Genomic DNA, 24,504 nt, shown 5'->3' with positions numbered 1-24,504 from the left:
TTAATGTTTTATTATTGCTAGACCTAATGCTCTGTTTTTCGTTAATATGTCCGTAACACTTTTGTCTTGCTGGTCATGACAGTTAATAATGACAATAATTTCTGAGCTGATTTTTTTTCTTCCGCCCGCTGTTTTCTTTTTCTCTTTTAACTTATAGATAACTAAATCTAACGCAAGCCCCAGTAAGAAACCTCCTGCGGCTCCAATCAACCCCCATATGATAGGACCCCATTCCCATAAAAACCCTCTGCTGGATAAAACGGTTGAAAATACCACAGACAAAGCTATCCCTTTATTGATAAACGAAACCCCGTCAGAACGATGAATCGTATCAAATATTTGAGGATGGTCATTGATTTCATCAAGTGGAACCGCAAAAATATCGGTAATTCCAACTTGTTGTAAATGCGTAATGGCTAGTTCTACATAAGTAGAGTGTTCAAAAGTGGCATATATTTGCATTTACGTCACCTTTTTTCCCTTTATTACTTTGAAATCTGAGGGCTGAAAATGTTTCTTTAGATAGTCCTTCTGTTCTTTTTTAAAAAGTTTATTCAGTTCAACCGTATTCATATAGGCATCATAGATGGTAAAAAAATAGAAAGAAGGAAAAAACATCAGCCATTGTATATTTAATACACTTGTTGACTTTTTAATGTCACCTAAATATAAATAGTGCATGGCTTCAACAAAATGGGAATAGTAAATAATCAGAATAGCCCAAAGCAAGGTGAAAAAACCTTGTAATATTCTATGTTGATAAATTTGTCCAACACTTGGGACCGTCAACGACCAAAAGGTAGCCATCAAAGGATTTCTCTTATCCAAGTAGTTAAGCCCATAAGACTTTAAAGTTGTTTTTTTAATAGGTGCAGTTTCTCTTTCCGCGAGAATGTACTCATTGTTTAAATCAACCGTTGTACGGTAGGAATCCCAAATACAAAATAGATAAACAGGAATATACATATGTAATAATCTTACGTTAAGAACCTCTTTTGCCAATTCAAAATTCCCCATAAAAGAATACACCATGGCAGTATTTATTTTTGAATATATATTAATGAAAAATTCCCATGACACCAATAAAAATCCCCTATAATACTTGCCAAGCAGCAGATGTCCAAACCCTGGAAATGTAACAGACCAAAAGGCAATAATATAAGGATCTCTTAAATGGAGAATGGGGGTATCAACAATTCCTAAATAGGCTCTCAAACGTCTTGTATTTTTCATATTGACCCATCCAATCCTTGCACGTACGCTTTAATATAGAGATTGTTTATAGTCTGTCTATAAATACAAAAATTATCATGTGTAGGAAAAGGTTGAGATAAAAAGACTAAATGGAGATTAAAAAGCATTATGAAACACGATTAATTTAGTGTTTGTGAAGAAGTGCACTTAAAGTAACGGGTAGCGTTAATTCAAGAAGGATTAACGCTATTTTTGTGGAAATTATAAAGCTAACGTGCAGGTTAGTGGAAGAAATAACAATTAGGTGTGACTGGGAAATTGACGATGATATAAAAAAAAGACACCTAAGTGTCTTATGTACTTTCAAATCAAACTCACCGATTAAATAATTCCAGCAGTTTTAAGAAATTTTATTTCCTTTTCGTATGTATTACAAGTATACGGAATTTCAAATAAAGGTATATTATGTGACTTGGCATAAATACGTTTTAATTCGTCATTCTTTAATTGAGACTCATATTGTGAAACACCACCGAACTCAGCTACAGGCTTATAATGCTGTTCACCTTGACATTCAATAAGACATTTAATACTGTCATCTGAACCGAGAACAGCAAAATCATAACGCAACAATTTCTTATGCCCTACACCATATAGGTCTTGAAACGAAACTTCAACTCTATATGCCACATTATGTTCTCTCAATATTTTTATAGTTCGCCATTGAAATGATGAAATGTTATGACAGTCACAACAAGTATCACAATAATATCCTTCTGTCGCTCTACGTCCGTATGCATCAATTTTTATTTCAAAATCTGATGATTTATATTGATATTCTTTGCCGCACAAATAGCAACGACATTTATATAGTTTAAATACTTTACATTCGACACCATTCTTTTTTCTTCTATCAATTACAACATACCCTTCTTCATAATTTTCATTAATACATTCTAATATCTCTAATGATTCATGTATGGTATTGGAATAATCAATATCATAGCTTTTATCCTTTACCCTGGGATATGAAGCTAATCTCTTTTTCTCACGCTCTTGCTTTAACGCACAATTTTTTTGTTCTCCTATCTCTCCAATTCCTTCACAATCTCTCCGTTTCTTGAAAAATAAAGCACTTTCACTTAAATAAACTATTCTTCCACATTTACACTGACATTTGTATTTCTTTCGAGACTTACAATCTTGTATCCATTTATCAAAAGTATCTACAGATTCAAAATTATTATTAGGATTTTTTTCCCCATTTATAAACTTTTGCTTGTCTTGTTCTAACTCTTCAATTCTTTTTTTAGTAACTTTTTCTTGATATTCTTCAAAACCCCCGATTATAGTAAAACATCCGTTTTTCGTTCCAATAGGCAATGATACGTTTTCCATGTTTTCAAGACTCCCCCATTTTTAATATAGACATAACGATCTATCGAATACTTATGTATAATATAGCATCCATTTACACCCTCTTTCTCTTGTAATGCATTAATTTGCTTTGCCCATTATCCATCTTAATACATTGATTTCTTTATCTCTTCAAATTCTAATTTGTCTGTCTATGATATGGACGGGAAAGAGTTGCTGCTCGCTGAAGCATTAGAGAAATTAATATGGTGTGGGATGCCATTTATCATTTCTTGTATCCCCAATAAACTAGTATATTTTCAGGGAGAACAATCCTATGGTCCTCCCCAAAGGTCTATTTTAAAAAGGTGATATTTAAATAATGTTTTACAACTAAGGGGTGCATTAGCTAAAGTTGATGATCGCTGCAGCGGTCTTTTTCCTTGTTGTACTAAAGGGGCAGTCTAATGGAATAAGGAGTTTTACCATAACTAGGTTAATAACATTAAGGATTATCATATGGGGAATATAAATTTATTCGTTTTTTGAAGTATTTTAGCAGTATAATAGTATTGGTATTTCTACAAATGTTTACAAAAAGGGGACAATTTATGAAGAAATTAACCTACTTATTTATTGCGTTTTTATTAGTTTTCCTTGCAGCTTGTTCATCAAATGAAACAACTAGCAAAGAGGAAAATGCCAAAAAAAATAAAACTCAAGAAGTAAGCAAAAAGAAAGCAGCCACTGTTGAAAGCAAAAAAAGTACACCTGACGATGAAGCGGAAAAAACGACTACTGAAAGTTCAGTCAGTCCAAGTGTTCCTGCCACTAGTACACCAACGATAACAAGTGTTAATGGTGACTTTGACTACAGTAAATATACACTAATTGAAGTAGATGGCGGAGATATGTCAGGTTATAGAAAGCCAAATGTCAGAGTTGATGTTGGGTTTGGTGACAGAGAATATTGGGCTTTTACAAATGAATACGGTCAGTTAATTCGTGTTGAGGCAAAAAATATAACACTTCAAAATTCGAATACTGAACATGTTACGTCATCAGGTAGATATTACTCTGATGAAGCAAATGTTCCTGGTACAGAGAGTCCAACCTTGGATAAAGGACATGTGATTGCTGACTCGCTTGGGGGAGTATCAAATGCCTATAACATTACACCTCAAGACAGCACTCTCAATAGGCACGGCGACCAAGCTTATATGGAAAAAGTGATTCGAGATGCAGGAGGTTGTACAGATTTCGTAGCAGTGATTCAATATCCAAATACTCAAACGCAAATTCCGAACCATTATAAATTCACATACAAAATTCAGGGCAGAACAATTACAGATGAATTTGACAATGTAAACCCAGATGAAGTGAACAAAAATTTAGGGGCAACAACAGGTACTAAGAGTACGCCACCGAAAACAAACAATGTACCAGCAAACCAAACGGTAAGTAGTGATGAAGATGTTAGTAAGGTAGATACCAATCATAATGGACAAGTTACGATCGCTGAAGCCAAAGCTGCTGGCTTTAAAATGCCCATTACCCGTGATTCATGGCTCTATAAATATATGGATGACCGAGATGGTGATGGGCTGGTAGGTGAATAAATGGGGTTATGTGGCGATTCTTTTCTTCTTATTGAAGAATAAAACCATGACCTAGAGTCCGACTAAACATAAAAATGGGGTGCTTTACCACAATAAGGAATAAAAATAATGAGCCTAAAAGATGCGAGTTTTTTATACATTACATGCATCTTTTAGGCTTTTTTTATTCATAAAAATCATATAGCCAAAACAGCATTTTTTTATTGCTAAATACACGTCTTCCATAAAGTAACCTATAAGTATATTTTGTTTTCCTCAATCGTCTAGTAATAAGTATTCCTCTACAAACTTATTGAGTTCTTTATAATTTATAAAACCTTTCCTCCGTTTTTTCTTTACAGTTCTAAAGTGAACCTTAATTTTATCCATACTCTTTAAATCTTTTACGGATAAGTCTCCATTTAATAGTCTTTTTGCCATTTCCTTGACTTCTTCATCAGAAGTTTCATTGAATAGAAGATAAGCCCAATTTATATTTAGGTTATTAAAGCAAAATAGTTAATTATAAAGGAACCACACAAATTGGACATGTCTAATATGTAGTCCTATTTATCCCAATACTAACCTTCCAGTTTAAATACAAACCTTCACAAAATTATAGAAAAAAGCCGAACTCCACATATGGAAATCGGCTTCCTTTTAATATATAAATTCAATTCATAATTTATTATACCATTCATTATCCACAGGTTCTAACCATTCAGTTTCTCCTGGTGTCATTGCTAAGTGTACAAACCAACTGTCTTTTGTTGCTCCATGCCAATGTTTCACATTCGGGAGAATATTCACGACATCACCTGTTTTAAGTAGTTGAGCTGGTTTACCCTCTTCTTGATACCAACCTTCACCACCAGTAACTAACAAAACTTGCCCAACTTTGTGTGAGTGCCAACTATTGCGAGCTCCTGGAGCAAAAGTTACATTCCCGATTGGTGCATTAAGTGGTGTAGGATCGGTAAAAACCATTTGTAAGTAAGCATCGCCGATAAAGTTTGCGTCAACTTTTTGTCCCAATGAGAAGATTGTGCTATTGCTTAATTGTTCATTTTTCATTTTTTGATTCCAACTTTCTTTTAATTTTAGCTAGTAAAAAGGTGATTAATTATGTTTTGTTACATACTTCATCCATAGACCACCATCATCTAATTTTTCAATGTCCTTTAAGAAGAAATTAACTGGTTGTGGTTTTTTTAGATAAGAACTTGTTTCAAATAGCGTCACAGAGTTGGATGCAGCATCTACGATTGGAACTAAAACGAGGCTTAATTCATCAATTAACCCTTCATTTAAAAAGGAGCCATTTAGAAAGCCTCCACCTTCTAACATCAACTTATCGATGGAAAATAACTTTTTTAGCTTTTCCACTACAAGACTGAAGTGTAATCGTTTTTTTTCGCCAAAAGTATAAGAAATTCCTATCTTTTTCAGATGAGCCAATTATGCATCGGATACTTGTTCTGTAAGGACTTGTACTATGTGGTCCTCCGTTCTGTACTCATTCCATGGCTCTATTGAATTTTCAGTCCACCCTAATTTCCCAGAGGGATCTACTGCTATGACATAAGTTTTAGCATCTTTATTTGCTACGTAATCAATTCTAGGGATCGTCTCTATGTTTTCTTGTGCTAAATCTAATATATTTCCGAAAGTAAAGTGTTCCTCCATGGTAACCCTGCCACACATCCACGCTTTACTTTCGTACCGCCCATGAATTTTTTCATATTCGTCTGTAAAATATGCTGCTCGTTCCACTTTCAAGTAATCTCCAATGATTTTCCCATCCAATGAAGTTAACATGTGACAAATTATATATGGTCTTTCCAATGCCATTACCCCTTCTTCAGCTCTCCAACTAGTGATGGTTAAAAGCTTACACCTTAATAAAAGGTCGATTGAAATTTACCTGGGGACTAAAATGCCTCATTTCTAATTGAGACAGCATTTTGAGATTCCTTTTATTATTCTTCTGGTTTTAGTGGACCGTAAAAAAAGGAAGCCGTCGCTCCACCGTCAATAAGGAAATCAGCCCCAGTGATGAAAGCTCCCTGCGGCATCATCAGCAGCTCAGCCATATTTGCAACCTCATCAGCTGTTCCTGGTCGTCGGGCAGGGCACTTGGCAAACATATTCTTATAGAACTCTCCTCTTGGACCATTGAACTCGTCTATAGCCAATGGCGTTACGATAATCCCTGGAGAAATGGAATTGATACGAGCGTCTTTTTCTCCCCAGCGTATTGATTCAAACATAACACGCTTAACATTGCATCGTTTCGCCATTTGATAAGCGTGCAACGTATCCTTGATATTTTCTGGCTGAAGGACTTCCAAACTAAGGAGTTCTTCAGTTGGTGTCGTTGCTAGTTGTTCATCAATTTCAACTCCCAATTGAGGCATTCTGTGTCCAGACTGACTGGAAATTGTCACACCAACGCCTCCAGGAGCTATGACCTTTCCTACTTCCTCTAGCAATACTGCCGTTCCGTACAAATCCACCTTCAAAATGGTTTCAATAGGTGCCTGACTAGGTGATACGCCAGCTGCATTGATTAGAGCAGTGATTTCACCATATTTCTGACCTTCTGCAATTAAATTTAAAATAGATTCTTAATGTCCGTTTCAACAGGTACCACATCAAATCCCGCTTCTTCCATAATTTTTGCAATAGCTTTGGCATTATCTAGATTTTTATCACCCACAATAATTTTCTTACTAAAACCGATTCTTCTAGCTATCGCCATGCCAATCTGTCCAGCACCTGTCCAAAGTACAACATCTTTCATTGTATTTCCTCCTTATTTTTATTCTAGGTTCAAGTTACTTTTAAAATCGTCTTACCGTTCCTGTGATGTTGGACGGATGATCATTTCATTAATTGCTACATCAGCTGGCTGTTCAATAGCAAAAGCAATGGCACGGGCTATTGAATCAGCATCAATCGCACCTTCATAGATTTTATCGATACCTGGTTTCAGGTCCATATCTGTAATTGAATTTGTTAATTCAGTCGCAACTGCTCCTGGTGAGATAATGGTGGAACGAATATTGTTTCCAGCCTCTTCTTTACGAAGACCTTCCGAAATAGCACGTACAGCATGCTTCGTTCCAGCATAGACAGTACTACCAGCTCCTACAACGTGCCCTGCTACAGAAGAAACGTTAATAATATGACCTGATTTTTGTTCCCTCATCGTTGGAAGAACAGCAGCAATGGCATAAAGTACGCCTTTGATATTTACATCTATCATCTTGTTCCAATCATCCACCTTTTTCTTATAAAGAAACGAATGTGGCATGACTCCTGCATTGTTGACTAAAACATCTATTTTTCCAAACTCTTTAAGAGTTAACTCGGCCAGCTCTTCCATTTGTTCATGAGAAGTGACATCTGTTATCTTATAAATTGCTTGACCACCACTATTTTGAATCTCTTCTTGCAATTTCTTTAAACGATCTTCACGGCGAGCTGCTAAAACCAATTTCGCACCCCTAGATGCAAGTTCCTTTGCAGTAGCCTCGCCAATCCCACTAGAAGCACCAGTAATGATAACAACTTTTTCTTGAATATTAGACATATTACATACCATCCTTTCAACAAAAAATAAATATTAATACATTAATGAACTCACGTCTATTATTATAAATAGATATAGGATACTTACAATTGTTAAATCAACGCAAATTGTTAATTAGTGAACAAATCAATATAAACTGTTAATTATCTTTTAAATATTTGGTGACTTTTCATGACTTAAGTGAATAGAAGAATCCAATATTCAATAATCATAAAAAACTGTAATCCTAACTTATTGACGTAAGAAAACCGCCTCTACAAAAGCGGTTTATTTTCCAAAGAGTCATTATCGTCTTGCATATATAGTAGTACGTTTAAATGGTACTTTTGCATTTGGAACATTTAAAGCATCATTCATAATTGTATTTTATTGATTAATAAAGACCACTCAATCTTTTCTTGAATACACCAAATGATTCCAATTAACAATAATAGATTTACCTCTATCATGGTTTGTATACATATGATAATAAACACTTTGATAAGATTTGTTCATTATTAGACAAAGTAAATAAATTTATCAATTATCTTTAAGAAAGTTTGTTGATTCTATATTGTATAAAGCGGAGGAAAGCAAGGCAGTGATAAGATTAAGACACTTGATTCCCCAAGTTTTAGTGCTATATTTTTTAATAAAACACTGGTTTATCGCCTTCCGTATTTGGTTTACTAACACCCCAACTGCGACGAACACCCCATTCTGGAGATTCGGCTATTTTGACAACCAAAGCGGCAATACTTTTGCGGGAAACCTCGGTTCCCAAGAGAGGTTCACCCTTTTCCGTTATTTCGTAATCCACTTCGTTTTTGTTGGTGAACCAAGTACATCTTAAAATAGTATAATCAATATCTGAGGCTTCAAGAACGCTTGCGGCTTTCCGCCAATGTTCCATTCCTTTGCCAACCATATACTTATTCCATTCCCCGAACTTGCCAGGTACTTCATCATAAATTCCTAAAATATTAATAAAAATACCCCTTTTAACACCAGTGGCATTCATTGCATCGATTATATTTTGAGTTTTTTGAACAATATCAGAGCCACCAATATTAGCATACACAACATCTTGCCCAGCCATCGCTTCTTTCAACTTAGAAACATCATTCACGTCACCTTCTATGACACGTTCCCGACCTAGATCAACGATTTTTAGTCTTCTTGAGTTACGTAGATAAAGTGTCAACTGAGCATCAGTTTCCTTTAGAAATAAATTAATAGCATTACGTGCAACTTGGCCATTTGCACCAAGGATTAAAACATTAGTCAACATAAACCCTCCTCCATATTTTCAGAGTGTAAATTGATGAATAAGCTGCCCTATAAAAAAGTCGAGCAACGCATATTAAGTTTTTTTCTTTTTAAAATTTTTCATTATTTATCATCCATTATTAATTGCCGACTTGGCATTCGTTGAGAACGAACGAGAAAGAATAAAGAGGACAGCAGCACACACGACTGATGCTGCACTAATCCAAGTGATTGCCATAATCGTTAAACTTCCAACAGCAATTCCTCCGATACCTGCTCCCGCAGCAAAGCCAAGTTGAACGAATGAACTGTTCAGACTAAGGACAATTCCAGATGCTCCTGGAGCTAGCGACACTAGATTAAAGTTCTGAACCGCCCCAAACGTCCAACAAGCTATCTCCCATAGCATTAATAGGATAACGGTGGCAACTACCCATCCAGAACCACCAAGGGACAACAATACCATAGCAAGAACTTGGATGAACATAGATCCTATAAGTGTGCGGAATGCACCAATTCGATCTGCAAAAAGCCCGCCTGTTTTGGAGCCAATCACACTTGCAATGCCCATTGCGAAGAGAATGAAACTTATTTCAAACTTTGGCGGAATAACAGCAGTCAGAAAGGGTGTGATATACGTATCAATAATCGAAAATCCAATAAAAACAAATAAAGTGACACAAAGAGTGACTGCGAGCTGCGGATTTTTCAAGAAGGCTAGTCTCTCGACCAAAGATATGGCTCCTCCGCCTTCCATGTCTGGAATCGTTCGAGCGACAACGAAAAGTGCGAGTAAACAGAAAATGCCGATAATCCAGAAGATTGTCTTCCAATCATATGACGCAGCAATAATGCGTCCGATGGGAACTCCAAATACAAGGGATGAGCTAAATCCCATCGAGATGTTGGACATCGCCCCTCCTTGCTTCCCAGGGGCAGCTAGCTTCGCAGCAATGTCATAGGCTGTGACAATAAACATTCCTGTTCCGACCCCCATTATGACACGAGCTGCCATTAGTAAACCGAAGCCTGGAAGAGTGATCGTTGATATGATGCCAATCAATATTATGGTAAGAGCCAATAATAATTGCTTTCGTTGTTTCATTTTTGCAATAGCAATCATGACAATAGGTGTTCCGATTGCGTTAGCGAGTGCGAATGCAGTAACTAGCTGTCCTGCAGTGGGTATTGAGACATTTACTGAATGAGCAATTTTATCTAACATACCTACTATTCCAAATTGCGAAGTGCCTACAAAGAAGCTAATGAGTGTCAGCATGTATATCTTCCAAGAATTATTCATTAATGTTGTATTTCAACTCCTTATTAATCATTATTCTTATGTGTTTCAACTTCGCTTTATAATGATGTCCCAAATGAAACGCATTCCATTTCCATACCAAAGATGGGTCAACCAATTGATTAACCCATCTTTCATTAGAGTAGACTATTACAATGTAGACATGTCGATAACGAAACGATAACGTACATCACTTCGAAGAACACGCTCATATGCTTCGTCCACTTGTTCAGCATTGATTACTTCAATCATTGGTGCAATGCCATGCTCAGCAGAGAAATCCAGCATCTCTTGTGTTTCCCTAATTCCACCAACATTCGAAGCGGCAATACTGCGACGGCCAGCGAATAGGGAGAAAACATTGTACTGATCTGGCTTGTTTGGTAAACCTACATTTACAAGTGTTCCATCTACGTTAAGAATGGATAGATACGCATCAACGTCGATATTCGCAGACACTGTGTTTAAAATAAGGTCAAATTGTCCTGCCAACTCAGTGAATGTAGCAGGATCACTGGTTGCATAATAATGATCTGCTCCAAAACCAAAGGCTTCCTCTTTTTTATTCATAGTCTGGCTTAGGACAGTAACTTCAGCACCCATAGTATGAGCGAATTGTACAGCTAGGTGGCCAAGACCTCCCATTCCTACAATCGCTACCTTTTTACCTGGGCCGACATTCCAATGTTTCATAGGAGAGTACGTTGTGATACCAGCACACAATAATGGGCTTGCCACAGCTAAATCCAAGCCGTCAGGAATACGGACAACAAACTTGTCCTTTACAACGATTTTTTGACTATATCCACCGTATGTTAGTTCACCATCGTAGCCAATTGAATTAAATACTACGACAACACCCTTCTTACAAAATTGCTCCTCACCTCTAAGGCAGAATTCACATTCTCCGCAGGAGTCAACAAAGCAGCCAACACCAACACGGTCACCAACAGCGAATTTTGTAACTTCTGATCCTATGGCTGTCACAACGCCTGCAATTTCATGACCAGGAACCATCGGGAATACGCCCCTGCCAAAATCATTGTGTGCATTATGAATATCGGAGTGGCAGATTCCACAATACTTAATATCTATTAAAACATCATCTGGCCGTAAGTCTCTCCGTTCAATTGTCGTCTTTTCAAATGCTGCTTTTGCATTCGGAACACTTAAAACACGAGTCGTAATGTTTTGATGATTATTACACATGAGCTCAACACAATCCTTTCCTGTTAAAACTAAAAAATTAGAGTTACATTAATTATTATTTGGAATATAAACACCCATATCTTAATGTACATCTGTTTATTATTATAAATAGATTCATCATGCTTACAATGGTCAAATCAATGGACATTGTTAATTAATGAACAAATCGATTTTAATTGTTCATTAACTTTAAGAAAATTTTCGTTAACCAAATTGTCTTCATACGCAAAAAGAAATGGGCTACCAATACGTAGCCCACTATGCTAAAAATTATCAATTAATCTTTTTGTTTAAATTGCCCGCAACTTAGTCCACTTTTCACTTATATATCTTTGGACGAAAATCATCGCCTTGACAATCCAATCAATAAACATAGCTACCCAAGTACCGAACATTCCCATGTGGAAATAGATGCTGAAAAGATAAGCCAACGCAATACGACAGAAAAACATGGATAAAATCCCAACGTACATCGGGAATTTGGCATCACCTGAAGCACGGAACGATACAGGTAAAGTGTAAGCAAGCGGCCAAATGATGACTTCAAATGCTGCATGCCACCAAACGATTTGTGTAGTCAATGATCTTGCAGTCTCCGATAATCCATAAACATTTAATATTGATGGGAGTAAAGCAAGTACCAATGCACAGCTTATTACTTGTGCAGCATACACAATACCCATAATCTTTTTGGTGAAATATTTAGCCTGTTCATAATCCCCTGCACCAACACATCTTGCTATAATAACAGTCAGTCCAAGCCCAATTGCCATACCTGGCAGAACTTCAAACATCACAATAGTGCCTCCCACCGCATTAGCTGCAATAGCTGCCGTACCAAAAGTAGAAACAAGGCTGAGTACAACAATTCTTCCGAAATAGAACAAGCCGTTTTCTAATCCATATGGAACACCAATGCCTAAGATTTTTTTAATCATTGACCAGTTAAATTTATGCTTTAAACTTTTCTTTATATATAGTTGCTGCTTTTTGTTAAAAGCCAATGTAATAATAATTGCTGCTGCCGCAACACGTGATAGAAGGGTTGGTATCGCAACGCCTTCCACTCCAAAGTGGAAGCCATAAATAAGAATGGCATTCCCCAATGCGTGAGCAATGTTCATGGCCAACATTACAAACATGGGCAGTTTTGCATTACCCATCGTTCGAAATATAGCAGCTCCAGCATTATATAGGGCAAGGAATGGAATAGATATAGCAGTGAACATCAGATAAGTATTTGCACTTGTACGTACTTCATCAGAAATCTCCCCAAACAGTCCATTTAATATTAGTGGTTTGATTAGATAGATAATCAGCATGATGATAATAGAAACTGCACCAGCAAACCATACCAGTTGATTGGCCGCTTCTCTTGATTCTTCCATCTGCTTTCTACCCATGTATTGTCCCGCAATTACTGCCCCACCTGTTGCTAGAGCAGCAAACAAACTAATAAGCAAAGCCATAACAAAGTCTACAAGGGAAACCCCAGATACTGCAGATTCACTTACGTGGGCTACCATAATGGAGTCTGCCAATCCCACCAGATATTCTAAACCTTGCTCTATAATAAGTGGCACAAATATTATGAATAAATCCCTATTTGTAAATAACTTTGTGGATGGCAACGATAAAGAATTCTGTTGCAAGTTAATCCCCCCGATTTTATTGCATATTTACATAACTCTAGTTGTTTTTAAATTAAATATTGATTCATTAATGAACAACTGTATATAATTATAAACGGATATAGGATGCTTACAATTGTTAATTCAACTCAATATGACTAGTAATGAACAAATCAATTAAAATTGTTCATTATCTTTTAAGAAAGTTTGGTGAACCTTAAAATGCCTAAAGTAGATAGAAGAATAGCCAAAAGCCAAGAAGCCATAAAAAAAGCCTTGATTCAGCTAATGGCTGAAAAAAATTTCGATGACATTACCATTCAGGACATTTCCGATCACGCAAATGTTAGCCGAGGAACCATCTATCTTCATTACGTGGATAAGTTTGATCTGCTGGATAAGCTCATTGAAGAACATATTAACGAAATGGGAGAAATCTGCGAAGCGACCTCCGCTGCAGAATATACAGAAGCGAATCTGCCTTGGTTTGAATACCTTAAAAGTCATTATTTATTCTTTTCAACGATGCTAGCGAGCAAAGGTGCTCCTTCTTTCCGTAGTCAGTTCCATAAGTTTCTCATTGAAGAGTTCAAGGATGAAGTGGATACAACAAAAGGAAAAAACCAAGGATTAAATGAAGATGTAATTCTTCAATTTATTGTTACTTCGTATGTTGGGATTGTGGAATGGTGGATCACCAATGGGTTGCCTTATCCACCTCAAGTCATGGCAGAACAGGTGGGACTTTTGTTAGAGAGGAATCTATAATAAGCATTTAGTGATTCCTCCTAAAAAATGACTATATCGAGTTTTTTATAAAAGAAAAACCTAAATCACAAAATAGGAGACTTCAAAAGCCTCTCTTATTTAGCGATTTAGGTTTTCTCTGAATGACCAGTAACAATCCATTTGGTTTTGCCTGTGTCGATTTAGTATTTTGAACTCCTATATATAATTATAAACAGAAACAAAATGCATGCAATTGCCAAATAATCTTGTTTCGTGAAATAATGTACAAATCAATTAAATTTGTAAATTATCTTTCAATTAGCTTATTTTAATTAGAAATGTGTTTCGTCAATATCGATTTTAGATAAAGCTAAATTTAGGTTATCTAATTCTTCTTTTGTTAACTCTATATCAGCACCGCCTAAGTTTTCTTCTAATCTGTGTAATTTTGTAGTACCTGGGATTGGAATAATAAATGGTTTTTGAGCTAATTCCCATGCTAATACAACTTGGGCAGATGTTGCATTCTTACTTTCAGCAACTTCTGCAATTAAATTTAATAACGCTTGGTTATGGTCAATCACTTCAGGTTTGAATCTTCCCATGAAGCTTCTAAAGTCGCCTTCTTCATATGTTGTATCTTTTGTATATTTTCCACTCAAGAAACCATTTCCTAATGGACTGTAAGCAACAAAAGAAATCCCTAACTCTTCACATATATCAAATAATTCTTTTTCAGGTTCACGCCACATCATGGAGTATTGATTTTCTATTGCAGCAATCGGACAGACGGCATGTGCACGTTTCATATAATCAATGGGTGCATTCGATAATCCCCATGCTTTAATTTTTCCTTCTTCCATTAATTCTTTCATCGTTCCTGCAACTGCTTCTGGTTCTACATTAGAGTCAATACGATGTTGATAATATAAATCGATGCAATCTACTTTCAATCTTTTTAACGAACCCTCCACTTGTTCTCTAATGGATTCTGGTGTGCTATTTAAGATATGTTGAGGGCGTTCATTTACAATTTCTGTCCCAGTGATTCCAAATTTAGTCGCAATCACAACTTGTTCTCTTACTAGTGCAAGTGCTTCGCCCAGTAATTCTTCATTGGATTCTCCATAAACAACAGCAGTATCAAAGAAATTACAACCTAGTTCAACAGCTCTACGAATCAATTTGACCATTTCTTCACGATCAGAAGGCTTTCCATAAGCATGATCCATTCCCATACAGCCTAAACCAATAGCAGAGACTTCTAAACCACTGTTTCCAAGTCCTCTCATTTTCATTTTACTCATCTCCTAAAGAAGCATTTTCTGCCATGTGTTTAAATCACATAACCCCAAATAGCATATTTTAAATGTCGATAATCAAAAAGGAAGCCCTACTAGCTCCCTTTTCGTCATAGTCTTTATTGTTTATCTAACTAGTCCTGTTATCATTTCAACTGTTTCAGGAGTGTAATGTGAGAAGAATAAACTTTGTTCTTGATCTAGTTTCGCAATTTTATCCATGTCTTCGTTTGTTAATGCAAAATCAAAGACATCAAAATTTTGAACCATTCGTTCTTTCGTTACCGTTTTAGGAATGACAACAACATTCCGTTGAATGAGATAACGTAGGGCCACTTGAGCAACCGTTTTACCATATTGCTCACCAATCTCTTTTAGAGTTTCATTGTTAAAGAAATCATTTCTTCCTTCTGCAAAAGGTCCCCAAGACTCAATTTGGGTGCCGTATTTTTCCATTATTTTTTGGGCTTGTTTTTGTTGATTAAATATATGTGTTTCGACCTGGTTCACCAATGGAGGGATTTCACTAAACTTAGCAATATCAATGAAACGGTCAGGGTAGAAATTACTTACACCAATTGCTTTGATTTTTCCCGCCTTATAATACTCTTCCATAGCACGATAAGTACCATAGTAATCATTAAATGGTTGATGAATCAACAGTAAATCAATGTAGTCTGTTTGCAACTTTCGTAAAGACTCTTCTATTGATGCTTTAGCTTTCTCATAGCCAGCATTGGAAATCCAAACTTTGGTTGTAATGAAGAATTCTTCACGAGGTATGCCACTTTTGCGAACTGCATTCCCAACAGCTTCTTCATTCCCATAAGCTTGAGCCGTATCTATAGAACGATAACCCACTTCAATTGCTTCACTCACGATACGTTCACATTCTTCAAGCTCAGGAATTTGATACACTCCAAAACCTAATATTGGCATCTTAATTCCATTAGATAAAGTAACAGTTTCCATTTACAGATTCCTCCTATATGGGATTACTAACTTTTGGCTTCCATACAATCAAAAATGACTCTTAATTTTGTTCCCATCGATGTATTAAGTAACATCTCTGTATAATTTTAATACAAATATGAGATGCTTCAATGGTTAAATTCGGACGATTTGTTTATTAGTTCACAAATCCAATAAAATTGTGTACTAAATATAAAGAATGCTATTCCTCAATCATTTCAATATAATCTTCTCAATCCTTGTTCATTAACTATAGGAAAGTTTTCTTTTCCTACTAATACTGCCTTATAAAAAACTTTGTTCAGAGCCTATTTCCTTTATTCTTTTTTACAGACCCCGTAATAATCCCAGAAAGAATAACGAGTAGAATCGTTACGATAATTAAAGAGAAATATGTCTTCGTGAAATTAGATAGGAATCCGCATATCACTAGAATAATCCCTCCCACTACTCTGTAATATGGGACTTTCCTAGTTATATACCAGAGATACCATCCCTGCGATAAAAGGTAGAGGATGGGACCACCAAACAGAAGAGTGGTCATTGATGCCGATGCCCCCGAATAAGGGTGCTCAATCACCAACTCAATTCCTACAGCAAACAAAATTAAACCTGCAACAGTTACTATTAAACCGTTCATCGCAAGTCTTGCAGCTAGAATTGGATTTGTAGTTTCCTCAGTATAATGTAGTACCAGATGTTCTGATCCACCGAAGTAAATAGCCCATAACGCAACAATCGATGCGATAGAACATATTCCTGTAAGCAGCGTGATATGATTAATTGGAGCTGCTGATATGGCTTTACCCGTCGTAAAAACAATCTCTCCCAGTGCAATAATTAAGAAAAGCCTACATCTTTCAACCATATGTTCCGCATCAAATTCTACATTTTCGGATCTGAGAACACGACCAGGTAATGGATGGGCAAACCACGTTCCTAAGATGTCAATTCCTGCTGCAATGCCCCACCATATAAGCCTCTCTTCGCTATCTGCAAACGAACCTATAATCCAGAGTGGTGTAGTAGCAAGAATCCATCCAAGCATTCTTGAGTAATGAGCTTTAAGACCAGTTTCAGCAAAAGTGGTAAATAATCCATTTCCTATCTGACATACTAGAAACGGAGTTACAAATGTCCACGCCTCTACTCCAAATGCACGATGAATTGAAGCGAACATGAATAGCCCTAAAAGCATCACGATAAGCATCATCCACTGAGTCTGAGTCTTTCCGACACGTATGAATGTGGCTCCAAAGCTCGTATATGACCATACATTATATACCGCAATCAGCAGGGCTATCATTTCCGCCATACCATGCCAGTTGAGATGATGTAGTAAATGTTCTGACAGCTGGGACAATGCAAACACAAATCCCAAATCGAAAATCAGTTCAAGAGGTGAAATCTCATACTTATCTGTGGATGTTTTTACATTATCCTGCATTAACTCAATTTCCTCCTGTTAAGTAGAAAAAAAAATAATAACTAATTGTGGAATAACAAGTTAATGTTACCCCCATTATCACACTGATATGCAGAAATCATAAACCCTATTAAATCCTTGTCACCATTGCGACTGAACAAGGTTATAATAGGGTTCCCATTTTTTGAAATGTTAAATTATGCCGTTGTTATCTTATTATCTCTGTTTTTTATCTACTTGTTGCAATAGTCCTTACAGGATACCAATTGTCTCCACGTTTATCAAAATGCATTTTCATTTGCATACTCCAAGTGTTTCTAAAACCATAAATTCTAGCATCAAGTTTAGTATCACAAATAAGAGTAGCAGTATTACCTTCTATTGTAATTGTTGTTTTTTGCGGCATGGTTTTGTAGTATTTCATTTGTTCATTATCTATTTGTTCAAGCCATTCTCGCTTAGGTTGATGATAACCAGTCATGTGAACTAATACATAATTGTCATCAAGGATGTTTTCCAAGCCTTGAGTATCTTTATTAACCATTGCAGCATCAATCTGTTGATAAATTGCTAGGATTTTTTGTTTATCTTCACTCATTTTTTTTGCAACCTCCTAAATAACGTTTTTTTATCTATTGAAGACTTGCTTATTATTCGTGCTGTTTTCGTTTTCCATTCTTTCACTCATGAACGGTTCGGATACAATAACTTTCAATAGCTGGACTTAGTGTAGACAATATAAATAAATTCAGCATCGTTTAGCTAAAATATACCTTTCGATACTCGACAACTTAAAATACTATACAATTCTTTTTCTGCTTTTTACTGCTCTATGTGCTACAACATTAGGCTTAGATTGAGTAGAGTTTAGTTTTCTTTTTAAAGGCAAACAAATATTGTTGGATTTAGTGAACGCTGCATTCTGTTCTTTACTTCCATCATCCCTTTGTGAGAACATCTTTTTAAACAAGATGGGTGTTACTACACAGGAGATGACGGCAACCAGAATAAGGGTCCCACTCATCTGCTGGGTGATTACGCCTATTCTTTGTCCAACCGTAGCGGCAGCAATTACAACCGAAAGAGTTGAAGTCAGAAGAAACCCTGAAGAAATAACTGTCTTTATGTCATACCATTTTCTTAGAAAAATCGCTGGGATTAATTTGGACAATAACAGTGCAATAAGAAGAAGTGGTATAAGCATCAGCATTTTTTTCTCACTCAACAATGACCATAAATCTAATTTCACACCAATCATCACAAAAAAGATCGGGATGAAAAATCCATACCCAAATGAGTCTAATTTAAGAACCATTTCCTTGTTAGGCGACAGCAATGATACAATTACCCCTGCCAGAAACGCCCCTAGGATGTTTTCAGCTCCAACAATTTGAGAAATAGCGACAAACGCAATTAATAAGGTAAATACTGCCCTTGTCCCAATCTGTGTCGTTCCTGCTGCCAATTCAGAAAAGATTTTTCGCTTCTTTAACCAGTTGGCGATAAAATAGAGCCCAGCACCTACAGCAAACAAAATAAGAAGCGTCCAGGTATGTCCACCATCTTTACCAAATAGAGACTCAAACACAGCAAGAGAGATCATTGTAACCAGATCAGCAATAACTGCAATAAGCAAGATAATCTGGCCAATGTTCGTTTTCATTAAATTCGCTTCTTTTAATGTAGGGACAACAACCCCAAGAGAAATCGATGAAATAATTAAAGTCATTAGGAAAACATTATGAATAAAGCCCGCTAGAACAAATAGAAAGGATAATCCAAAGGAAACAATAAAAATCCCAGCAAAAATGATGCTTGAAATTAGAAAGGTATTCGGTTCAACTTTCTCCTTTCTTAGTTTCTTGCCTTGTTTCATGGAAAAGCCACGAAAGTCAATTTCAAGTCCACTTAAAAACATAAGAAATAAAAATCCTAGAGTAGAAAGAATTCCGAGCCATGTGTCTTCATGCACAAGATTAAATCCACTCTTTCCTATAATTAAACCCATAATAATTTCTGCAACTACTACGGGAACAAATTGTAATTTAAAACGGTGCAGCAAAATAGGTGTTAAAAATGCGACAATACTTACAATTAAAAGTGAGATAATAGAACCTTGTTGTTCCATCCAATCCCTCCTCATCAATTTTAATAAAAATAAAACACACGAATAAATTAAAACTCGCATGTATATTATTATAATCATATGCAATATATCCACAATTACTAAATAATGATGATTCGTGTAATAGTGCACGAATGGATTGAAATTGTGTATTTTGGAGGGCTATACCAGAATTAAGAGTTCAAAGTTACCCAATTCAAAATAACCTTTGTTTGAATATAACTTAATTTATAGATAGACGTGTCTTGGGGTAGATTTGAGGAAATTGAAAAACGTACGACAATAATAGGGCCAACCAATAGAATTAATTGGTTGACCCATCTTCATCTGTTAATGGTAAAAAAACAATCGTTAAAAGTTACAGAGTAGACATGTCTATAACGAATCGATAACGTACATCACTACGGAGAACACGCTCATATGCTTCGTTTACTTGGTCAGCACGGATTACCTCAATTTTAGGGGCAATGCCGTTTTGAGCTGCAAATTCAATCATCTCTTGTGTTTCTCGAATCCCACCAACATTTGAACCAGCCATGCTACGGCGACCCATGATTAAAGAAAACACATGGTATTTTTCAGGCTCTGCTGGTGCACCTACGTTAACGAGTGTTCCATCTACTTTAAGTAATGATAAATAAGCATCAACGTCAAGATTTGCTGAAACTGTATTTAAAATTACGTCAAACCGACCAGCTAACTCAGTGAATGTAGCTGGGTCATTGGTTGCAAAATAATGATTTGCACCAAAACCAAGGGCTTCCTCTTTCTTATTCATCGTCTGACTCAAGGCAGTTACTTCAGCACCCATCGCATGAGCAAATTGGACCGCTAGGTGTCCAAGACCTCCCATTCCCACAATCGCAACCTTCTTACCTGGTCCAACGTTCCAATGTTTCAAAGGAGAGTATGTGGTGATGCCTGCACACAATAACGGGCTTGCTACATCAAGTTCCATAGCATCTGGAATACGGATAACGAACTTTTCCTTTACAACGATTTTTTGGCTATATCCACCGTATGTTAGTTGACCATCGTAATCTAACGAATTAAATACCATGACAACGCCCTTTGTACAAAATTGCTCCTCGCCACTTAGGCAGTATTCGCATTCCCCGCAGGAGTTAACAAAGCAACCAACGCCAACGTGATCACCAACAGCAAAATTTTTAACTTCTGATCCTACTGCTGCCACGACCCCTGCAATTTCGTGACCAGGAACCATTGGAAAGATCCCAGTTCCCCACTCGTTATATGCAAAGTGAATATCAGAGTGGCAAATACCGCAATACTTAATATCAATTAAGATGTCATCTGGTCGTAATTCTCTCCGCTCAATAGTAGTCTTTTCAAATGGTTCTTTTGCACTAGGAACACTTAAAACATTGGTTGTATGATTATTGCACATAAATGAAGACACAATCCTTTCTTGTTATCATGAATTAACAAAATCTTATTACGATCCTTATTCGGGCTTGTTCATGCCCAAGCTGCTACGAACTTCTAATCCTGGCGTTACAGCCATTTTAACAATCAAATCTGCAATACTTTTTCGTGATACATCAAGCACTTTTTAATGTGTTTTTATCACTTCACTTCAACACTTTTACGAGAGGTGTTGCTAAATCCTAAAGAAACAACTGAAATAATCACTGCAATTAAGGCTGATGCAGCCCCTACCCAAGTGATCGGTTGCATTGTACTTCCTATCGCAACCCCTCCAATACCAGCTCCCGCCGCAATTCCAATCTGAATAATAGTCATGTTTAGACTTAGCAAGATACCAGATGCTTCCTGTCCAATTGTGACTATTTTGAAATTCTGGGTCGTCGAAAATGTCCATACAGCGATTGACCAAATCATAATTAACACGATGGAGATAATTACAGAATGAGCAAACGCAATCAAAACGATAGACAAAATCATTAGGACTAAAAATTGGACAGAAAGGCTGCCGAAGAGTGTACGATCGATGCCAATTCGATCTGCCAGGAATCCCCCAAGTTTTGATCCAACTAAGCTAGCAATACCTAACGCAAAGAAAATAATGCTGATTTCTCCTTCTCCCATATGCAAAACTGAAGAAAGGAATGGGGTCATAAATGTATTGAATACCGAATAACTAATAAATCCAAATAAGGTAACTCCGATAGTTAACGCAATGACTGGTCTTTTTAAAAGTCCCATTTGCATTCTAAATGGGATAGGCTTTGCTACTTCTGTGGTTGGAATCCAACGTGCAATAGCAAAGATCGCCAATAAGCTTAATAAAGCAATTCCCCAAAAAATAACTCTCCAATCGTATGCTTGAGCCACAATTCGACCAATTGGAATACCAATGATAAGCGAAGTACTAAAACCCGCAAAGACAGTAGCTATCGCACTACCTTGACGGTTGGGAGATGCTAGTTTTGGTGCAACATCCATGGCGGTGATGACAAATATGCCAGTTCCTACGGCAAGTACAACACGTGATACTATTAAGAAGATGAAACTAGGAAGTGCAGCTGTCATAATACTTCCCAGCACAAGGATCGCTAAAGAAATCATTAATAACTTACGCTTATCCATTTTCGCCAGAGCCATTATCACCAATGTTGGTCCAAACGCATAAGCAATGGAGAAAACGGTTATAAGCTGTCCTGCTGCTGAAACCGATATATGTGCTGAGTCAGCCACTTTATTAAGGATCCCCGCAATAACGAACTCGTTCGTACCGACGAAGAAGCCAATGAAGGCTAACATATAAATTTTCCAAGTATTACCCATAGTTTTTTCTGTTCTCCTTTTCCTTTATTGAATCTATCTATCTTTTAAAAAAACTTAAAACAATATTTTGCTCAGCTATTTCCAGAAAAAATGACTGGATAGTATTTTACTATTCCCAGTCATTTTCAGGTGCTGTTGGTACAGCAACCAAACATTAATCCTTAATCTTTAAACAACTTAGCTTTGTGATGTTCGTTTATAATTAATCGTAAAGTGAGAAATAAGTGTCTTGACTATGCTTATTCAGGTTTATTTACACCCAAGCTGCTACGAACTTCCAATCCTGGCGTTACAGCCAATTTAACAATCAAATCTGCAATACTTTTTCGTGATACATCATGCCCTTTGAATGGTTCGCCTTTTTGAGTTGTCTCATAGTCAATTTCATCCCTATTGGTAAACCATCCAGGTCTCAAAATAGTATAGTCAAGGTCTGAGGCTTCAATGACCGCAGCTGATTTTCGATATGGATTTAAGATGCTACCATGACTTTCTCCTGGTACTTCATTATATATGCCCATTGAACTAACCCAAATGAGACGTTTAACACCTGTATCGTCCATTGCATCCACAATTGTTTTTGCCATTTGTTCCAGATTACCTGCAAGATTGGCATAGACAACATCCTGTCCAATCATCGCCTCTTTTAGTTTTTCAAGGTCCATAACATCGCCTTCAATTACTCGGACACGATTAGTATCAATGTTTCTTAGTCTGCGTGAGTTTCGTAAATAAAGCGACAACTGTGCATCGGTTTCTTTAAGGAACATATCAATAGCTACACTAGCAAGTGAACCGTTTGCTCCAATGATTAAAACATTCGTCATATTTAAACTTCCTTTCATACATTCTAAAGTTGATCTTTACATCCGCATGATTAAGAACTCCCTAGTAATAGGACTAGGGCGTTCTTAGAGATTCCTTCTGTTCAACCAAGTCTGGTTATCCAATATTTTTAGTATAAACAGCCTTCTAATCCTCTCATTAAAGAATATTGATCTATGGTTGTAATATAATTAGAAAGTCATACCTAGCACTGGATGTGGAACATATGGCTCTTCAAGCATCATAATTTCTTCAGGTGTTAATTTAAGAGAAACAGCTGCTACCGCATCTTCAATATGGGAAATTTCAGTCGTACCGACTATTGGAGCTGTTACTGGTTCCTTCTGAAGTAACCATGCAAGTGCGATTTGTGACATCGATACACTACGTTTTTCAGCTATTTTAGTTAGACGTTCAACAACTTGTCGGTCAGCATCTGCTGTTACAGAATAGATAGCTTTTCCGATGACATCTACTTTAGCACGCTCGTCCATTTCACCCCAAGGCCTTGCCAATCTTCCTGCGGCCAACGGGCTCCATGGCATCACACCGATTTTATCTTCCTTACAAAGTGGCATCATCTCTCTCTCCTCTTCACGGTATAAGAGGTTGTAATGGTTTTGCATGGTTACAAACTTGGTCCATCCGTTACGCTCAGCGACATTCTGTGCTTTTAAGAACTGCCAAGCAAATATAGTAGATGCTCCTATATACCTCGCCTTACCAGCTTTCACCACATCATGCAATGCTTCCATGGTCTCTTCAATCGGAGTATTGTAATCCCAGCGGTGGATTTGATAAAGATCTACATAATCAGTTCCCAGTCTTTTAAGAGTTTTATCAATTTCACTCATAATATGCTTTCGGGAAAGACCAGCACCATTTGGACGATCATTCACTGGGTAAAAAACCTTTGAAGTGATGACAATTTCATCCCGATTGGCATATTCTTTTAATATTTTTCCAGTAATTTCTTCGCTCGTTCCAGCTGAATAAACATTCGCTGTATCAAAAAAGTTGATCCCTAACTCAAGGGCTTTTTTAATCATAGGACGACTTTGCTCCTCATTAAGTGCCCAAGGAAAAGCTCCCCGTTCTCCTATACCAAAGCTCATACAACCAAGACAAATCCGAGATACATCCAAGCCCGTATTTCCAAGTTTCACATATTCCATTTAATTGTTCCTCCCTTTCCTATCCATGTAATATTTAGTTTCGATTTATTT

At 36.7% G+C, this 24,504-nt stretch carries 24 protein-coding genes and 1 pseudogene; 2 read left to right on the top strand and 23 right to left on the bottom strand.

The annotated features are described in order from the left end of the window. The 3 genes from J7E66_RS08520 to J7E66_RS08510 form a co-directional block, all read right to left on the bottom strand. Complete coding sequence (locus J7E66_RS08520) at nucleotides 1-462, bottom strand: hypothetical protein (RefSeq protein WP_214999182.1); 462 nt, start codon at nucleotides 460-462, stop codon at nucleotides 1-3. Next, on the bottom strand, nucleotides 463-1,233 hold the full coding sequence (locus tag J7E66_RS08515) for a hypothetical protein (RefSeq protein WP_214999181.1): 771 nt from the start codon (nucleotides 1,231-1,233) through the stop codon (nucleotides 463-465). Nucleotides 1,234-1,575: 342 nt separating this feature from the next. After that, nucleotides 1,576-2,592 carry a hypothetical protein gene (locus tag J7E66_RS08510; protein WP_214999179.1) on the bottom strand — a complete coding sequence of 339 codons (1,017 nt, stop codon included), beginning with the start codon at nucleotides 2,590-2,592 and terminating at the stop codon, nucleotides 1,576-1,578. 569 nt (nucleotides 2,593-3,161) lie between these two features. Between J7E66_RS08510 and J7E66_RS08505 the strand changes: the two genes are divergently transcribed. Further along, nucleotides 3,162-4,169, top strand: coding sequence for a DNA/RNA non-specific endonuclease (locus tag J7E66_RS08505; protein ID WP_214999177.1), 1,008 nt, complete (start codon nucleotides 3,162-3,164; stop codon nucleotides 4,167-4,169). Nucleotides 4,170-4,424: 255 nt separating this feature from the next. Here J7E66_RS08505 and J7E66_RS08500 read toward each other — a convergent pair whose 3' ends face one another. From J7E66_RS08500 to J7E66_RS08450, 11 genes are all read right to left on the bottom strand, one after another. Beyond that, nucleotides 4,425-4,589, bottom strand: a complete 165-nt coding sequence (locus tag J7E66_RS08500; RefSeq protein WP_214999175.1) for a hypothetical protein — start codon at nucleotides 4,587-4,589, stop codon at nucleotides 4,425-4,427. Between the two features lie 237 nt (nucleotides 4,590-4,826). Beyond that, nucleotides 4,827-5,222, bottom strand: coding sequence for a cupin domain-containing protein (locus J7E66_RS08495; RefSeq protein WP_214999173.1), 396 nt, complete (start codon nucleotides 5,220-5,222; stop codon nucleotides 4,827-4,829). Between the two features lie 45 nt (nucleotides 5,223-5,267). Beyond that, nucleotides 5,268-5,606 (bottom strand): dihydrofolate reductase family protein, encoded by a 339-nt coding sequence (locus J7E66_RS08490; RefSeq protein WP_251032838.1) that lies wholly within the window; start codon nucleotides 5,604-5,606, stop codon nucleotides 5,268-5,270. After that, nucleotides 5,607-5,993, bottom strand: coding sequence for a hypothetical protein (locus J7E66_RS08485; RefSeq protein WP_214999169.1), 387 nt, complete (start codon nucleotides 5,991-5,993; stop codon nucleotides 5,607-5,609). 134 nt (nucleotides 5,994-6,127) lie between these two features. Beyond that, a complete protein-coding gene (locus J7E66_RS08480) occupies nucleotides 6,128-6,718 on the bottom strand; it encodes an SDR family oxidoreductase (protein WP_308162490.1) in 591 nt (196 codons plus the stop codon). A gap of 44 nt (nucleotides 6,719-6,762) precedes the next feature. Further along, complete coding sequence (locus J7E66_RS08475; RefSeq protein WP_214999167.1) at nucleotides 6,763-6,951, bottom strand: Rossmann-fold NAD(P)-binding domain-containing protein; 189 nt, start codon at nucleotides 6,949-6,951, stop codon at nucleotides 6,763-6,765. 51 nt (nucleotides 6,952-7,002) lie between these two features. Next, nucleotides 7,003-7,743, bottom strand: coding sequence for an SDR family oxidoreductase (locus tag J7E66_RS08470; RefSeq protein WP_214999165.1), 741 nt, complete (start codon nucleotides 7,741-7,743; stop codon nucleotides 7,003-7,005). A gap of 628 nt (nucleotides 7,744-8,371) precedes the next feature. After that, complete coding sequence (locus tag J7E66_RS08465) at nucleotides 8,372-9,013, bottom strand: SDR family oxidoreductase (RefSeq protein WP_251032837.1); 642 nt, start codon at nucleotides 9,011-9,013, stop codon at nucleotides 8,372-8,374. Between the two features lie 108 nt (nucleotides 9,014-9,121). Then, nucleotides 9,122-10,270 (bottom strand): MFS transporter, encoded by a 1,149-nt coding sequence (locus J7E66_RS08460; RefSeq protein ID WP_251032836.1) that lies wholly within the window; start codon nucleotides 10,268-10,270, stop codon nucleotides 9,122-9,124. Nucleotides 10,271-10,441: 171 nt separating this feature from the next. Continuing rightward, entirely contained in the window at nucleotides 10,442-11,500 is a 1,059-nt protein-coding gene (locus J7E66_RS08455) for an NAD(P)-dependent alcohol dehydrogenase (RefSeq protein ID WP_214999162.1), read from the bottom strand. Between the two features lie 290 nt (nucleotides 11,501-11,790). Further along, complete coding sequence (locus J7E66_RS08450; protein ID WP_214999160.1) at nucleotides 11,791-13,152, bottom strand: MATE family efflux transporter; 1,362 nt, start codon at nucleotides 13,150-13,152, stop codon at nucleotides 11,791-11,793. A 201-nt stretch (nucleotides 13,153-13,353) separates the two neighbouring features. Between J7E66_RS08450 and J7E66_RS08445 the strand changes: the two genes are divergently transcribed. Continuing rightward, nucleotides 13,354-13,899, top strand: a complete 546-nt coding sequence (locus tag J7E66_RS08445; protein WP_214999158.1) for a TetR/AcrR family transcriptional regulator — start codon at nucleotides 13,354-13,356, stop codon at nucleotides 13,897-13,899. Nucleotides 13,900-14,192: 293 nt separating this feature from the next. Here J7E66_RS08445 and J7E66_RS08440 read toward each other — a convergent pair whose 3' ends face one another. The 9 genes and pseudogenes from J7E66_RS08440 to J7E66_RS08400 all read right to left on the bottom strand — a co-directional run bounded on the left by J7E66_RS08440 (nucleotide 14,193) and on the right by J7E66_RS08400 (nucleotide 24,453). Next, nucleotides 14,193-15,158, bottom strand: coding sequence for an aldo/keto reductase (locus tag J7E66_RS08440; protein WP_214999156.1), 966 nt, complete (start codon nucleotides 15,156-15,158; stop codon nucleotides 14,193-14,195). Nucleotides 15,159-15,287: 129 nt separating this feature from the next. Further along, nucleotides 15,288-16,133: an aldo/keto reductase gene (locus tag J7E66_RS08435; RefSeq protein ID WP_214999154.1), complete on the bottom strand. Its 846-nt coding sequence runs from the start codon at nucleotides 16,131-16,133 to the stop codon at nucleotides 15,288-15,290. A gap of 301 nt (nucleotides 16,134-16,434) precedes the next feature. Then, nucleotides 16,435-17,580: a low temperature requirement protein A gene (locus J7E66_RS08430; RefSeq protein WP_214999152.1), complete on the bottom strand. Its 1,146-nt coding sequence runs from the start codon at nucleotides 17,578-17,580 to the stop codon at nucleotides 16,435-16,437. Between the two features lie 208 nt (nucleotides 17,581-17,788). Next, on the bottom strand, nucleotides 17,789-18,157 hold the full coding sequence (locus J7E66_RS08425; RefSeq protein ID WP_214999150.1) for a nuclear transport factor 2 family protein: 369 nt from the start codon (nucleotides 18,155-18,157) through the stop codon (nucleotides 17,789-17,791). A gap of 240 nt (nucleotides 18,158-18,397) precedes the next feature. After that, a pseudogene (locus J7E66_RS08420) lies at nucleotides 18,398-19,687 on the bottom strand (cation:proton antiporter); the annotation flags it as partial. Nucleotides 19,688-20,042: 355 nt separating this feature from the next. Then, complete coding sequence (locus J7E66_RS08415) at nucleotides 20,043-21,092, bottom strand: NAD(P)-dependent alcohol dehydrogenase (RefSeq protein WP_214999145.1); 1,050 nt, start codon at nucleotides 21,090-21,092, stop codon at nucleotides 20,043-20,045. Between the two features lie 179 nt (nucleotides 21,093-21,271). Next, the gene (locus J7E66_RS08410; protein ID WP_214999144.1) at nucleotides 21,272-22,453 is read right to left on the bottom strand and encodes an MFS transporter; all 1,182 of its coding nucleotides are present in this window, start codon (nucleotides 22,451-22,453) and stop codon (nucleotides 21,272-21,274) included. Nucleotides 22,454-22,692: 239 nt separating this feature from the next. Next, entirely contained in the window at nucleotides 22,693-23,280 is a 588-nt protein-coding gene (locus J7E66_RS08405) for an SDR family oxidoreductase (protein WP_214999141.1), read from the bottom strand. A 189-nt stretch (nucleotides 23,281-23,469) separates the two neighbouring features. Next, a complete protein-coding gene (locus tag J7E66_RS08400) occupies nucleotides 23,470-24,453 on the bottom strand; it encodes an aldo/keto reductase (RefSeq protein WP_214999133.1) in 984 nt (327 codons plus the stop codon). Between the last annotated feature and the right edge of the window lie 51 nt (nucleotides 24,454-24,504).

Source organism: Bacillus sp. ISL-7, assembly GCF_018613065.1.
Note: the sequence above shows the minus strand (reverse complement) of the source record. Positions and strands in the feature narration are given on the sequence as shown.

Bases quoted from the DNA above. Each gene is read 5' to 3' on its own strand.
- J7E66_RS08520 (WP_214999182.1), bottom strand. From the start codon at position 462: ATGCAAATATATGCCACTTTTGAACACTCTACTTATGTAGAACTAGCC.
- J7E66_RS08515 (WP_214999181.1), bottom strand. From the start codon at position 1,233: ATGAAAAATACAAGACGTTTGAGAGCCTATTTAGGAATTGTTGATACC.
- J7E66_RS08510 (WP_214999179.1), bottom strand. From the start codon at position 2,592: ATGGAAAACGTATCATTGCCTATTGGAACGAAAAACGGATGTTTTACT.
- J7E66_RS08505 (WP_214999177.1), top strand. From the start codon at position 3,162: ATGAAGAAATTAACCTACTTATTTATTGCGTTTTTATTAGTTTTCCTT.
- J7E66_RS08500 (WP_214999175.1), bottom strand. From the start codon at position 4,589: ATGGCAAAAAGACTATTAAATGGAGACTTATCCGTAAAAGATTTAAAG.
- J7E66_RS08495 (WP_214999173.1), bottom strand. From the start codon at position 5,222: ATGAAAAATGAACAATTAAGCAATAGCACAATCTTCTCATTGGGACAA.
- J7E66_RS08475 (WP_214999167.1), bottom strand. From the start codon at position 6,951: ATGAAAGATGTTGTACTTTGGACAGGTGCTGGACAGATTGGCATGGCG.
- J7E66_RS08470 (WP_214999165.1), bottom strand. From the start codon at position 7,743: ATGTCTAATATTCAAGAAAAAGTTGTTATCATTACTGGTGCTTCTAGT.
- J7E66_RS08465 (WP_251032837.1), bottom strand. From the start codon at position 9,013: ATGTTGACTAATGTTTTAATCCTTGGTGCAAATGGCCAAGTTGCACGT.
- J7E66_RS08460 (WP_251032836.1), bottom strand. From the start codon at position 10,270: ATGCTGACACTCATTAGCTTCTTTGTAGGCACTTCGCAATTTGGAATA.
- J7E66_RS08455 (WP_214999162.1), bottom strand. From the start codon at position 11,500: ATGTGTAATAATCATCAAAACATTACGACTCGTGTTTTAAGTGTTCCG.
- J7E66_RS08445 (WP_214999158.1), top strand. From the start codon at position 13,354: ATGCCTAAAGTAGATAGAAGAATAGCCAAAAGCCAAGAAGCCATAAAA.
- J7E66_RS08440 (WP_214999156.1), bottom strand. From the start codon at position 15,158: ATGAAAATGAGAGGACTTGGAAACAGTGGTTTAGAAGTCTCTGCTATT.
- J7E66_RS08435 (WP_214999154.1), bottom strand. From the start codon at position 16,133: ATGGAAACTGTTACTTTATCTAATGGAATTAAGATGCCAATATTAGGT.
- J7E66_RS08430 (WP_214999152.1), bottom strand. From the start codon at position 17,580: ATGCAGGATAATGTAAAAACATCCACAGATAAGTATGAGATTTCACCT.
- J7E66_RS08425 (WP_214999150.1), bottom strand. From the start codon at position 18,157: ATGAGTGAAGATAAACAAAAAATCCTAGCAATTTATCAACAGATTGAT.
- J7E66_RS08415 (WP_214999145.1), bottom strand. From the start codon at position 21,092: ATGTGCAATAATCATACAACCAATGTTTTAAGTGTTCCTAGTGCAAAA.
- J7E66_RS08410 (WP_214999144.1), bottom strand. From the start codon at position 22,453: ATGGGTAATACTTGGAAAATTTATATGTTAGCCTTCATTGGCTTCTTC.
- J7E66_RS08405 (WP_214999141.1), bottom strand. From the start codon at position 23,280: ATGACGAATGTTTTAATCATTGGAGCAAACGGTTCACTTGCTAGTGTA.
- J7E66_RS08400 (WP_214999133.1), bottom strand. From the start codon at position 24,453: ATGGAATATGTGAAACTTGGAAATACGGGCTTGGATGTATCTCGGATT.